Source organism: Paenibacillus wuxiensis (assembly GCF_040195695.1).
Classification (GTDB): domain Bacteria; phylum Bacillota; class Bacilli; order Paenibacillales; family Paenibacillaceae; genus Paenibacillus_B; species Paenibacillus_B suaedae.
Genome location: NZ_JBEFZI010000004.1, coordinates 566,212 through 578,819 on the forward strand (window position 1 = coordinate 566,212; position 12,608 = coordinate 578,819).

11 protein-coding genes are annotated in these 12,608 nt (G+C 49.6%); 10 read left to right on the forward strand and 1 reads right to left on the reverse strand.

Features of this window, described 5'->3' with window-relative positions; all coding sequences use genetic code 11:
- Positions 1-35 precede the first annotated feature (35 nt).
- The 10 genes from ABN764_RS11555 to ABN764_RS11600 all read left to right on the forward strand — a co-directional run bounded on the left by ABN764_RS11555 (position 36) and on the right by ABN764_RS11600 (position 10,592).
- Positions 36-1,106, forward strand: a complete 1,071-nt coding sequence (locus ABN764_RS11555; RefSeq protein ID WP_446671941.1) for a Gfo/Idh/MocA family protein — start codon at positions 36-38, stop codon at positions 1,104-1,106.
- Positions 1,107-1,288: 182 nt separating this feature from the next.
- Positions 1,289-2,161 carry a sugar phosphate isomerase/epimerase family protein gene (locus ABN764_RS11560; RefSeq protein WP_446671942.1) on the forward strand — a complete coding sequence of 291 codons (873 nt, stop codon included), beginning with the start codon at positions 1,289-1,291 and terminating at the stop codon, positions 2,159-2,161.
- Positions 2,162-2,586: 425 nt separating this feature from the next.
- Positions 2,587-2,850 (forward strand): acyl carrier protein, encoded by a 264-nt coding sequence (locus ABN764_RS11565; protein ID WP_446671943.1) that lies wholly within the window; start codon positions 2,587-2,589, stop codon positions 2,848-2,850.
- Positions 2,843-4,294 (forward strand): hypothetical protein, encoded by a 1,452-nt coding sequence (locus tag ABN764_RS11570; RefSeq protein WP_446671944.1) that lies wholly within the window; start codon positions 2,843-2,845, stop codon positions 4,292-4,294. Before ABN764_RS11565 ends, ABN764_RS11570 begins: the two co-directional genes overlap by 8 nt.
- A 31-nt stretch (positions 4,295-4,325) precedes the next feature.
- Entirely contained in the window at positions 4,326-5,474 is a 1,149-nt protein-coding gene (locus tag ABN764_RS11575; protein ID WP_446671945.1) for a hypothetical protein, read from the forward strand.
- Positions 5,471-6,646: a radical SAM protein gene (locus tag ABN764_RS11580; RefSeq protein WP_446671946.1), complete on the forward strand. Its 1,176-nt coding sequence runs from the start codon at positions 5,471-5,473 to the stop codon at positions 6,644-6,646. Before ABN764_RS11575 ends, ABN764_RS11580 begins: the two co-directional genes overlap by 4 nt.
- Positions 6,647-6,673: 27 nt before the next feature.
- Complete coding sequence (locus ABN764_RS11585) at positions 6,674-7,729, forward strand: ABC transporter ATP-binding protein (RefSeq protein ID WP_446671947.1); 1,056 nt, start codon at positions 6,674-6,676, stop codon at positions 7,727-7,729.
- The gene (locus ABN764_RS11590; RefSeq protein WP_446671948.1) at positions 7,686-8,627 is read left to right on the forward strand and encodes an ABC transporter permease; all 942 of its coding nucleotides are present in this window, start codon (positions 7,686-7,688) and stop codon (positions 8,625-8,627) included. The genes ABN764_RS11585 and ABN764_RS11590 overlap by 44 nt, the downstream gene beginning before the upstream one ends.
- Before the next feature lie 7 nt (positions 8,628-8,634).
- The gene (locus ABN764_RS11595; protein ID WP_446671949.1) at positions 8,635-9,474 is read left to right on the forward strand and encodes an ABC transporter permease; all 840 of its coding nucleotides are present in this window, start codon (positions 8,635-8,637) and stop codon (positions 9,472-9,474) included.
- Positions 9,475-9,545: 71 nt separating this feature from the next.
- The gene (locus ABN764_RS11600) at positions 9,546-10,592 is read left to right on the forward strand and encodes a hypothetical protein (protein WP_446671950.1); all 1,047 of its coding nucleotides are present in this window, start codon (positions 9,546-9,548) and stop codon (positions 10,590-10,592) included.
- Positions 10,593-10,762: 170 nt separating this feature from the next.
- Here the strand turns inward: ABN764_RS11600 and ABN764_RS11605 are convergent, their stop codons facing one another.
- Positions 10,763-12,391 (reverse strand): gluzincin family metallopeptidase, encoded by a 1,629-nt coding sequence (locus ABN764_RS11605; protein WP_446671951.1) that lies wholly within the window; start codon positions 12,389-12,391, stop codon positions 10,763-10,765.
- Between the last annotated feature and the right edge of the window lie 217 nt (positions 12,392-12,608).

Sequence of the window (12,608 nt, forward strand, 5' to 3'; positions counted from 1 at the left end):
TGAAACATACAGATCAAAATTAGGAGGACTAATCGATGAGTAAAGTAAAAGTTGCGGTTATTGGTACAGGTTCGATCTCGGAAATGCACTTTAATGGCTATAAGAACAATAGTGAAGCGGAAATTATTGCTGTGTGCGATTTGAATGCGGAACGCGCGAAGGAGAAGGCAGTCAAGTACGAAGCTCCAGATGCGATCGTATATACGGATTATCATGAATTGCTTCAAAATCCAGATATTGATGCAGTAAGCATCTGTACATGGAATAATTCCCACGCACCAATTGCGATTGCAGCGCTCGAAGCAGGCAAGCATGTACTTGTAGAGAAGCCGCTTTGCATGACAGTTGAGGAAGCGCTTGCGGTACAAGAAGCACAGAAGAAGAGCGGCAAGAAGCTGCAAATCGGTTATGTGCGTCGTTATGGCACGAATACACGTGTATTGAAAAAATTCATTGACGAAGGCGAACTTGGCGAGATTTATTATGCGAAGGCATCCTGCATTCGCCGTCTTGGCAACCCAGGCGGCTGGTTCAGCGATAAGGAACGTTCCGGCGGCGGCCCATTGATCGATATCGGCGTTCACGTAATCGACCTGTGCTGGTACTTGATGGGCAAGCCGAAGGTGAAATCGGTAAGCGGCAATGCGTATTATAAGCTTGGAAATCGCAACCATATCGAGCACCTGGACTTCTATAAGGCAGCGGATTATGATGGTGGCAAAGTGAATACGGTTGAGGATATGGCGAATGCGCTTATCCGCTTCGAGAACGGCGCATCGCTCGCGGTTGATTGCAGCTTCTCGCTTCATGTGCAGAAGGATGATATGTATGTGAAATTATTTGGCGACAAGGGTGGCGCTGAAGTAGAGCCTGAGCTGAAGATCATTGGCGAAAAGCATAACACGATCTTGAACATGACGCCGCAAATTGATCATCTGACTTTTGATTTCAACAATGGATTCCAAGGCGAAGTCGATCACTTCATCGACTGTGTGCAAGGTCGCACAGAGACGATCTGCCCTGCAGAAGATGGCGTTGAAATGATGAAGATTTTGTGCGGCATTTACGAGTCTAGCACCAAAGGGACAGAAGTTGTTTATTCCTAATTGAAGCTTCTATCGATGCATGAATGGATCCAGAGCTTGGTGTTGCGTTAGTTCTCAGTTGAGGCTATCCGTGTTAGGCAATGCATGATTTATGTCTGAACCAAGTTCAAGTATGAACCTGAATCATAGATGTCACGGAAAGACAATATGCACTACCACTATAATTGAAGGAGTGAAATTTCATGACGATAATTACGAACCCTATCGGAGTCATTACAGACAGCTTCCGCATTCCTGTGCGGGAAGCGTTGGTGAAAGCTAAGGAAGTGGGCGCAGACGGTGTCCAAATCTATGCGGTTAGCGGAGAAATGGATCCGGCAAACCTATCGCCTCAAGCGCGCAAAGAAATGCGCAGCTATATCGAATCACTCGGTCTGCACGTATCTGCACTGTGTGGTGACTTGGGTGGACACGGATTCCAAGATAAAGAAGCGAATGCGGCTAAGGTGGAGAGATCCAAGCGCATTCTGGACTTGGCACTTGATCTGGGGACGAATGTGGTAACGACGCATATCGGTATCGTGCCGCATGAGCAGAATTATATTTTCGAAGCGATGCAGCAGTCTTGCGAGGAGTTGAGCCAATACGCGAACAGCCTTGGCGCGCACTTCGCTATTGAGACGGGGCCAGAGCCTGCGGCACATTTGAAGTCTTTCCTCGATACATTGTCCGGCAAAGGAGTAGCTGTCAACTTCGACCCTGCGAATATGGTCATGGTTACAGGGGATGATCCGGTTCAAGGCGTACATACGCTGAAGGATTACATCGTCCACACACACGTGAAGGATGGCGTGAGATTGCGTGAGGTTGACCCGCGTACCGTATACGGCATGCTGGGCTTCGAGCCAATGTCGCATGAGAAGATTGCGGAAATGGCAACGAGCGGTCCATTTGAAGAGCTTCCGCTTGGCGAAGGCAAGGTAGACTTCGACGCTTACTTCCAAGCGCTCGTTGATATCGGCTACAAAGGCTATTTGACGATTGAGCGTGAAGCAGGCGAAACACCTGAAGTAGACATCCGCAAGGCCGTGGAATTTATTAAGCGTTATAGATAAGAAGTTAACAACAAGTAAATAGAAGAAATGAGCATCTTTTTAGTGGGCCTAGTAAACGCTTATAAAACTTTTACTATAAGAAACTAAGAAGGTGCTTTTTTATTGATGAATCGTACTATTAAACGGTTGTAGTAAATATCGGGCTGCTATTTCAATTGAATTATGTAAGTAACCCAACAGGCTCGAGCAATCGCGAATATATATGGGGCTCTAAGTCAAGGTGCAGTTGAGCTTATCAATTAGAAAAATACATTTCAACATGCTTATAAATTCTGAACATAGCGTACAGATGAGAATTGATATAAATGCGTGCGAATCTAAAAATTTACAAAAAATTAAGAGAAAAAGAGTTATATTTTTACAATGCTTCCTCTTATAATGATTATGATTTTAGATATCTAGTTATATAGAATAGGAGTGGTTATGTGCAGGCGATCAACAAGTTGGCACGCATGGTGGGCGAAGTGAAGGAAGATGCTTCTTGGGAGCTGAAGCTTACTCTCGAGACGAACCTGATTGATGAGGTGGGCCTCGATTCGCTTCAACTGATTCAGCTCATGTTGAAGGTGGAGGAGCAGTTCAACGTTCAAATGGATTTTGAACGATTCGATTACGAGCATTTGCAGACGACTCGAGCGTTCTTAGGGTTTCTCGAATCACTCGGCGCCGAGGTGCAGCTGCATGCGTAGTCCTCTGCCGGAGGAACTGCTGCTCAGAACGATGCCACTCTACGAAGGGCCGCGCCTTGTCATGGGTATGTTCGATGCGGAAGCCTATTGGCGCCCTTCCGAGCTGGCGAAGCTGCCATCGCTTCGGCCAGTACAAGAACACGCTGCTGTCGATTATATGGACGAGCTTCTGTTCCCATTGTGCGGGGAAAATGGCATCGCCGTGACCCGTCATCCACGGAATGCGGCGCAAGCAGCCTATTTGCATGATTCAGGATTTCATTTCCGTTCGTTGACATGCAGCAACGCTCAGACGAACGGGAACGAGCAGAGGAATAAGGATGTATTCCAACTCGTATCGGATCAATGCACAGAGCCGAAATGGAAGAGATTGATGCAGGAACTCTCTCTTGCAGCTTATGCGGTCATTCCTTCTGTGGAGGAGCTTGTCCAGAAGTATGGCCTTGACAGCGCAATTCCTGATGCGGAAGCCGTTAAACAGGTGAATTCGAAGGCGTATTCGCTTCGTCTCGCGCAGCAATTAGATATGAACCCTCCAGGCAGGCTTGCGGAGGGAACGGATGCCGTGCAGCAGATTGGCACTGAATTGCTCAATCGTCACGGCAAGCTCATCTTGAAGGATCCCTACGGGGTATCAGGCAGCGGAAATCTAGTCGTCGACGCTCCGGCACTTCTTACTCGCCTCACTGATTATCTACGTGCACAGGAGCGGGCAGGCAAGCAGGTACAATTGATCGCTGAGCCCTGGCTGAATAAGCAGGTGGACTTCTCCTGCCAATTGTATATCGCTTCGAATGGATGGACGGAGCTGCTGGGCGTACAGCGAATGGTGAATAGACAGCTGAATTATGGCGGTTCATATGCAGCGGATGCATATCTAGTGAACCGACTGGCAGAAGCGGGTTACTTCGAACAAATGGAACGGTTGGCCGCTCAGATGTATATTGACGGCTATTTCGGGCCCGTATGCATCGACTCTATGCTGCTGGACAACGGTGAAGTGTATCCAGTAGTGGAGATTAACGCCCGACATTCCATGGGGATGCTGAACCATTGCTTAGACGCCCACTTGGAACGATGGGGGCAGCGCAGCTTCTTGACATGTCTTCAGCTTGGGCTCCCAGAACCGGAACAGCAATCGACAATGCGGCCTGCGAGCATGGTAGAAGAAGCCGCAACCTTTTCCAATCATGATTTGTCTAGCTCCAGCGCTCAATTCGAGCAATTGTTGACGCAGTTGGATGAACTAGAACTGTTATACACGCCGGAACGTCGTACGGGCGTGATGCCATTATCTGCAAACACTCTCTTCTCACCAACCGTTCATAACCGCTCAGGACGCTGGTATGTGTCACTAGTTGCGGATAACGCTGCCGAGAGTGAGTCGTTAGGCAGTCAGCTTCATCAAGCGCTTTTGTCATTCGGTTACCGGATTTATTCATAGATAAGATGGAACAGCATCGATCGTAAGGTAGGTGTTCACACTGCTAAATACCTCTGCCATTACCATTCTGACCTCGGGAAATTCGCTTGGCGCTTATGTACCGGGCATTCGGCTTGTAGAACAGCTTAGGCGGCGCGGGATTCCAGCAGAAGCCGAAGTGCTGGAGCGTCTATTCCCGGAGGAGACACGCCACAACATGATTCGCACGAAGCAGCTATTTCATAATAGCTTCGAGGCAGCCAAGATGGGAACCCGGATGGCGCGAGATATTGGTCTGACGCTGGATGAGACGGCCGTAGCCAATCTGCTTCAGCGATGGAGGGATGAGGGAAGGTCAGCCTTCCTTGCTGTGACAGGGTTCTGGATACCTGTTCTGCAGCGATATGAGAAGATGATGCATCCTGAGCCAATACGTGTAGAGTTCTTACGGCTGGATGCAGTCGATACGCCATCCTATCGTCCATATGAAGATGTATATCCCCGCTATCGCCATCATTGGCTGTACCGACTGGGGAGAGAGGGTACAAGCGAACTTCATGCCAAGTTGATCATGTCGGATACAGAATTCGTTCCCTATCTAGAACGCGAGAGACGGATTGTCGTTCACGGAGGTGGCTGGGGGATCGGTACTTATCGGAGCAAGATTGCGAATCTCCAGCGCTATTACTCACTTGCCATCGTGGCATATCATTCGGAGGAAGTGCAAGATGCGCTGCCATGCGACCAAATCTATATGACCGATCCGAATTGGCACCCGTGGCTGGAGGAATCACTGTCGTATGATCGGACTAATCAAACCAATCAAACCAATCAAACCAATCAAATTGATACTGCTTATCCGCCAATGGCCGAATGGAAACGGAATGAACCGCTAGCCTATGAACGGGGGACGAACGGGCCGCTGCTGTACGAGGTGATTCGAAACAGCTTGGCCATCGTCAGCAAGCCCGGTGGCGGAACACTCATCGATTCACTGTCATCGGCAACCCCGCTGATTTACCTTGAGCCATTCGGCGAACACGAACGGGCAAATGCAGAGCTATGGGAACAGCTCGGCTTCGGCATTTCTTATGAACGCTGGCTAGAGGCGGATTGTTCTTGGAAAATGCTGCATGAGCTGCACCTTCATTTAAAAAGCAAAACGCTTTCACTATCTGATTTCGGAGGGATGTATGCATGATGCAACCGAAGACAAGTGCGACGTTAACGCGGACAGAGTTCCGTTCCTTGAAGCAGACGCTTCATAATATGAGCACGGGGAGCCGAGGCCTGAAGGAGGATCCTTCCTTCGCCTTTGATCTGCCAGGGGATATTGGCATTAAATTGAACAATGGCTGCAATTTACGCTGCAAGCACTGCTTCGAGTGGAATCCCGACGGTTACCATCATGAATTCGAGCGTCAGGAAGCCCGAAGAGAAATTGAATTCTCGTTAATCGAGAAAATATTCGAAGAAACGAAACCTTACCGCTCCCGCATGTTCCTGTGGGGCGGAGAGCCGCTCATGTACTCGAAACTGGATGAACTGTGCGAGCTGCTGGCGGCAGATCCTCGCATTGCGACAATCTGCACGAATGCAGTGCTGGTCGAGCAGAAGCTGGATTCGCTGCTCAAACTGCCGGAGGGTGTCACGCTGCTGGCTAGTCTGGAAGGGTTCGAGGAGGAGAATGATGCGATTCGCGGACGAGGGATCTTCCAGAAGGTAATGGCGGCCATACAGCTGTTGCTGGATAAGAAGCGTTCGGGTGAGTTCAAGGGGGATATATCGATCAGCCTGACGATCAATGACGCGATGGTAACTCGCCTGTACGAGTTCATGGAATATTTCGAAGAAGTGGGAGTCAATTCTGTCTATTTCGTCTTCCCATGGTATATTCCAGAGGCTGTCGCTGAGCGAATGGATACGTACTTTGCTGAGCATTTCGGGTGGCTGGAAGCGGCCCACGATCCGATGAAGAAGAGCTGGCATTCGTTCACATATCATTTGTCACCAGAGAACTTAGAGCCGCTGCTTGCGGAGATGGAGAAATTGCGTTCTCGCGTCTGGAATAATCGCATTCGTTTTCAACCTGCATTAGAAGCTGACGAGGTACGAGAGTTCATTATCGGCACTGAGCGTCCGGGCATGCGCCGGAAGGAATGTCTGGCCTTATCTACGCGCATGGATGTATTGCCTAACGGCAAAGTGAATCCATGCAAGTTCTTCCCGGAATTCACAATTGCGGATTTGCGTGATTCCAGTTTGAAAGAAGTCTTCCACGGAGAGAGCTACAACAAGCAGCGCGAAGTATTGTCCTGCGGATTAACGCCGGTATGTTCGAAGTGCGTGCTTCTGTACAATAATGGCGCTTAAACGCTGACGGAAAGGAGAAGGGCTCCCATGAGTGCGATTACGGTTAGAGGGTTAAGCAAGACATTCGCCTATTACCACAAGCAGAGCGGCCTAACACATTCCATTCGGAATCTATTTCATCGGGAACAGTTGTATCGTCATGCCGTTTCTTCTATTTCATTTGAGATTGAGCAGGGGGAAGCGGTCGGATTCATTGGTCCGAATGGGGCGGGCAAGACCACCACGCTGAAGATGTTGTCCGGTATTCTGCACCCATCGGATGGGGAAGCACGTGTACTCGGCTACGTGCCGTGGGAGCGCCAGCAAGCGTTCAAACGCCGCTTCGCGATTGTCATGGGGCAGAAGAGTCAGCTGTGGTGGGATTTGCCGGCGAATGAATCGATCTATTTGAACAAATGCATCTATGGCGTTGACGATCTGGAGTACCGCAAAACGCTGGATGAGCTTGCTGAAATGCTAGACGTTACGCATTTGCTGGGAGTGCAGGTGCGGCGATTATCGCTAGGTGAACGGATGAAGATGGAGATGATTGCGGCGCTTATTCATCGCCCCCAATTGCTGTTTCTTGACGAACCTACGCTCGGCCTCGATTTTGCCGCGCAGCAAAATGTTCGCCAGTTCCTAAAGGCCTACAAGGAGGAGAAGAAAGCGACAATCCTCTTAACAAGCCATTACATGCGTGACATCGAGCATGTATGCAGCAGGGCGCTCGTGATCCATAGCGGAGAAATTGCCTATGATGGGGAGCTTGCGCGGATGAGCGGGTCATTCGGACGGCGCAAGCGAATGAAAGTACGATTTACTGCATTCGTTCCGCCTGAGCAGCTGCAAGACCTTGTTCGTCTTCTTGCCGAGGTGCGGGAGCATCAAGGAATGTCGGCTGAATTGGAAGTGGCAGCGGATGAGGTGAAGCCGCTGGCACGATTGCTGCTGGATCATGATCTCGTTGAAGACTGGACGGTCGAGGACGTTCCAATAGAGGAAGTCATCGAACAACTATATGAAGCAAAATGTGCAGAACGAGAAGGGGAAGAGACGGATGGGGAAGCTTCCGGAGCAGAAAGACATGCAGCAGAAGGATAACCGTAATCAGGATGAACATAGTCAGGATAAACCTAATGAGGATGGCCCTAATCAACGGGGCGACGATAGGGCGGAATCAACATCCAATCGGCGGAAGGGCGGCAAGTATGCTGCCGCCTTCGGGATCGGATTTCAATCTTCCCTCGAATACAGGTTCCAGTTCATCATTGGACTCATCAGTCTCTTCTTTCCGATCGGCATTCAGTCCCTGATATGGAGCGCGGTGTACCGCAATTCGGAGCAGCATACACTTTACGGATATGACTACGGACAAATGATCCTGTATACGATTCTATCCGGTCTTATTGCGAAGTTCGTCATGACACAGCTGGAACACACAATCGCCGAAGACATTAAGAGCGGCGGTCTGAACGCTTATTTAATTCGCCCCATTAGTTACTTCTGGTATCGGGTATCAGCTTATGCAGGGAGCCGCGTTGTGACGGACAGCATCCTGCTCGGCTTAGTTGCAGCCGTACTGTTCGCCGCTTCCCGTTATGGCCACGCTGTGCTGTCTTCAAGCCGCATCGCTTTATTTGCTGCTGCGCTTTTGCTTGCGGCAGCCGTACAGTTTCTACTCTCCTACGCCATATGCGCCTTAGCGTTTCGTCTTGCAGAGATCTCGTACTTCTTCGTGATCACAGGTCTTCTTGTACAAATTCTAAGCGGCGGCATCGTACCGCTTGAGGTATTCGGCGATACGCTTAATGGATGGTTCAATTTGCTCCCGTTCAAGTACACCATTTACTTCCCGGTCAATGTGCTGAACGGTCGATTGAGCGAGGGAGAAGCGTTAACGGGACTGCTTATCCAATGCGGCTGGATCGCTCTGCTTGCAGGAGCAGCACATCTCGCTTGGCGAGCCGGGCTTAAGCGGTACATCGGGCTGGGAGGTTGAAGATGGGATGAGAACAAAGTGGGACTCGTTATCTTGGTGTCGTTCTTGGGCTGACGGTGTGAGAAGTTACTTGCGTTTATACGGCGTGTTCGTGAAAAATTGCCTCGCTGCAAGCATGGAATATCGGTTCAACTTCTGGATGGGCATTGCCGTGGAGATCGCCTTCCTCTGTGCCAAGGCCTTATATATCCTAATTGTGTATCAGACCGATCTGCATATCGGAAGCTTGACGCCAGATCATATTCTGCTGTTCATTGGCACTTATACGATGATGACAGGGCTCTACATGGGACTGTTCTATGTGAATTTCATTCGACTGCAGCAATATGTGCGTGACGGGACGCTTGATCTGATGTTGACGAAGCCGATATCGCTGCAATTTCTTGTATCGCTGCGCTATGTCGATATTGGTCTGCCTATCCCGAATGTCATCGCTGGGGCGGTTATGATCGGCATCGGCTGGCATCGCGCGGGTCTGCCGCTGGATGGCAATATCTTCGGCTTCTTCGGCTTGCTGTTATCTGCGCTGCTTGTCACGTATGGCATCATGCTGCTGCCTGCGCTGCTTGCATTTCGTTTCGTTCAGACTGGTGCAGTGACCGAGATTGCCCATTCGATTTGGGACGCGAACAATATGCCTTTAGATATTTTCCCACGGTGGCTGCAGCGTATCGGCGTGTACGTGATTCCGATTTTTCTAATTAGTAACTATGCTCCGAAGTTTGTGCTTCATGAGCTGGCCGCATGGGATATTGTGTGGGCTATTGCAGCACCGGTCCTGCTGCTTCTCATAACGAGATGGTGCTGGAAGCGAGCTGTAGTTGGATATAGCAGCGCTGGAAGCTAGATGAGGAAAGGAATTATATGGAGGGTAGGGAGGACATAAGGGACGGAGGTACTGAAGGATGGTGAATTCGAATGTCTGAACAAGAACAAGAACGGGCACAGGCACAGATGCAAGTGAAAGAAAGACAGCGCTATGAACAAGGCTTTCTCGATTGTCGGAATGTTCAAGTATCGATTGCGCTTCAGGAGTGGGGAGTTCCTGTTGAGCTGCTGTATTACAATGCGTGGGAGAGCACGCGCTCGGTTTATGAGCACTTATATGTAAATAAGAAGCTTCCATGGCTGTATGAATCCCCGTGCCTTGTTCCGTCTGAACTGGGGCTAATCGGAGTCGCCTATGATGAAGTGCAGTATGCGACATATGAAGATGCTGATACCATTTTGCAAGACGTCGACTATTCAGAACAAGCGGCCTTTCTCTGGATCGTATGCGGTGAGTCGCCATATGTGAAGCCAGGATTCTACGGGCATCCAGAATCGGTGCATTCGGTGTGGGTTCAGGGTCTATCCAGCACGTCTAGCCTAGACTCTGAGCTGGCCGATTGCACAGCCGGGGCAGGTTACTGGGTGCGTGATACTTATCCCGAATTCGAAGGATTCGTATCTGAGACTGATTTCCGTCGAATGGTAGATAGTCCGTATGTACATCTAGAAGATAGACAGGTATTCCTTGTACGTCGGCCCGAGCGGAATGACCCAGCGGGTAAGGGGCAGATCATGGAGCGTTTCCTAGAGCGGCAGCGAGGGCTTCATGACGATGCAACGTTCTATGACATGATCTGCCGGACGGTGAATCAGCCGGAGCCGGAATTCTTCCCAGAATGGACGAAGCTGTACGACTGTCATTCTCATGCGTTCAAATTTCTAGCAGGTTCCCGTTATGCTTACTCCTGCTTCGCAGAGACCTTGGTGTCAAGTGAACATTCTTGGGTACGACAGCTCCGAGACATTGCTCGCAGGGCGGATAAGTTGAAGAATGTGTTCTTAATGGCTGCTCAAAGCGGACGTGTGGATGGTCAGGTCATTCATCGGATGTGCACGGAATTGTACAGACTTGAGCAAGAGTGGCTCGCAAGCGGTCATGTAGAGCTTGGACGAGAGGCCCAGCTTCGGAGATAGAACAAAATATCCGCTTATGAATGCAGGATGACGGAGGGGCAATCCAAGCAGTTGAGTCCAAGTCCCAGACGACCAATAAGCATCAAAAGGGGCAGCATTTGCTGCCCCTTAATTCATTGATAGGATAAGGATGATTTCAGAGTGTTCTACCATCATTCTTCGATAAACACTTACGCAAGCGGCTTCGGATTTGTCATCGACAGCAGTTCCTGCATGTTTGACTTTCTTGCATCTCCAAGTGTGCTGCCAATCAGATTCGTAAATCCGTCTATGGTAGCCATCCGTCCGTTGTAGCGTTGGAAATACTTGTGCCAGACGATGTCCAGCGCTTCGGTACCGCTCTTCTGCACCCATTGCACCATTAGGGCAGCGCCCTTGACGCGGTAGAGAAGCTCAGAATATTGGCCGACATGGAACGCGGGAGTCGTTACCTGCTTCTGGAACAGTACGGCTGGCCATTGCTCGGATGGAATGACGAGGGCTCCGGCATCTGGATCCGTCCATGTATCCAACGATGATAGATTCGGATACTGTCCGTTCCATATCGACATCGCCCAAGGTGCTCCCTCCTGTTCGTGACGATAGTATTGAGCTGCGAATTCAGATAATCCTTCTTCCAAAAATCCTTCAGTAAGCGCATTATGTCCGATAGCAAGTGAGAACCATTGCTTGGCAATCGATCGCAGCACATCCTGTGACAGCACACCTTGCTCATTACCCGCTGCGCCGAGACGATTGAACAAGATTACTTCGTTCAAGCTGTCCGTCATTTCGGGGAATGGGGCTTCGGCGAATTTCCAATGCTTAATTGGCAGCATTCCAATCTTATCGGAATAGAATCCAATTGCATCCTGCAGCGCTGCTGTATACTTCTTCGTCTGTTCCTCGTCCGGCTGCTCGAAGGTGAATACAGACAGTTGTCCGCCGTTAGGCAGATCGACCTTCGTCTCTATATATTTCGGGCTTGCGTAGAAGCCGAAATGACGGACATTCTGCACGTTTGAATGAACAATCTTCCTCTCATTCTCCACACGCTGGTCAATCAAGCTGCCCGTCATCGCCACATTCCATGAGGCAGGCATATTCAAGCTTACATCGTAATCCGCAGCATAGAAGAAATCACTCTTGTATTTCGGATTGTTCGGAACCCGGTTCCAACCTCCTTGAATCGAATCGAAGACGGCTAGCTGCGGCGTCCAGTAAGTACCGCCAACATAATCATCTGTATAGGATAACCGCTGTGCGCCATACGGGACTTGGACTTCATAATGAATGCGAATCGATACGGTCTCATTAGGAGCAAGCCCCTTGTTAAGCGTGACCGTCATCGATTGGTTTGCATGCTTAAATTGCAGTGCTTTGCCCTCTAGAGTCGTTACTTTCTTCGTCGTTATTCCCCCGAAGAACCGATCATCGATGCTATGGCTGTTCTGGGCATCATCCTGAGGAGATTGATTGCGAATTTGTTCGTTGCGCTGCTTGAACTGAACAGGCATCGTCTCTGGCTTGCGGTAGCTGTCGGCGAACCAATGGAAGACTAGCTCTTTAAGGTTGCGATTGAATACGTTGCGAATCGTAACGACAGCCTCCGATTGTATCGTTCGGGTCTGCTCATTCCATTTGGCATTTATCTGATATTGAATCGGTGAGGTGGAGGCATTCTCCTTCTTCGCCTTGTCCTCACTCTTGCCGCCCAACGCACACCCAGCTAGCAGCTGCGCCATCAGGCAGATGACAAGCAAGGTAACAGCTAGTTTCCATCGTGTTGGACGCGGTTGGAATCGCGATGTGTTGCTCATAGGTGACCCTCCTTCCGCCGATAAATAGGTAAGGTTGTTCATAATTGTATGTTAACTCCATTGTAGTAGATTTATAGGGAGCATATCTATTGATTTGACTTACGTTAGCTTACAGTTTTGTCATGATCAATGATATGGTACTATTACTTAGGGGGATATGCATTCTATTAATTATGGAAACATCAACAACCACTAGAGAGAGAAAGGGATGAATTCG

Excerpts from the sequence above, each read along its gene's own strand:
- ABN764_RS11555 (WP_446671941.1), top strand. The coding sequence starts at position 36 with ATGAGTAAAGTAAAAGTTGCGGTTATTGGTACAGGTTCGATCTCGGAA.
- ABN764_RS11560 (WP_446671942.1), top strand. The coding sequence starts at position 1,289 with ATGACGATAATTACGAACCCTATCGGAGTCATTACAGACAGCTTCCGC.
- ABN764_RS11570 (WP_446671944.1), top strand. The coding sequence starts at position 2,843 with ATGCGTAGTCCTCTGCCGGAGGAACTGCTGCTCAGAACGATGCCACTC.
- ABN764_RS11580 (WP_446671946.1), top strand. The coding sequence starts at position 5,471 with ATGATGCAACCGAAGACAAGTGCGACGTTAACGCGGACAGAGTTCCGT.
- ABN764_RS11585 (WP_446671947.1), top strand. The coding sequence starts at position 6,674 with ATGAGTGCGATTACGGTTAGAGGGTTAAGCAAGACATTCGCCTATTAC.
- ABN764_RS11590 (WP_446671948.1), top strand. The coding sequence starts at position 7,686 with ATGGGGAAGCTTCCGGAGCAGAAAGACATGCAGCAGAAGGATAACCGT.
- ABN764_RS11595 (WP_446671949.1), top strand. The coding sequence starts at position 8,635 with ATGAGAACAAAGTGGGACTCGTTATCTTGGTGTCGTTCTTGGGCTGAC.
- ABN764_RS11600 (WP_446671950.1), top strand. The coding sequence starts at position 9,546 with ATGTCTGAACAAGAACAAGAACGGGCACAGGCACAGATGCAAGTGAAA.
- ABN764_RS11605 (WP_446671951.1), bottom strand. The coding sequence starts at position 12,391 with ATGAGCAACACATCGCGATTCCAACCGCGTCCAACACGATGGAAACTA.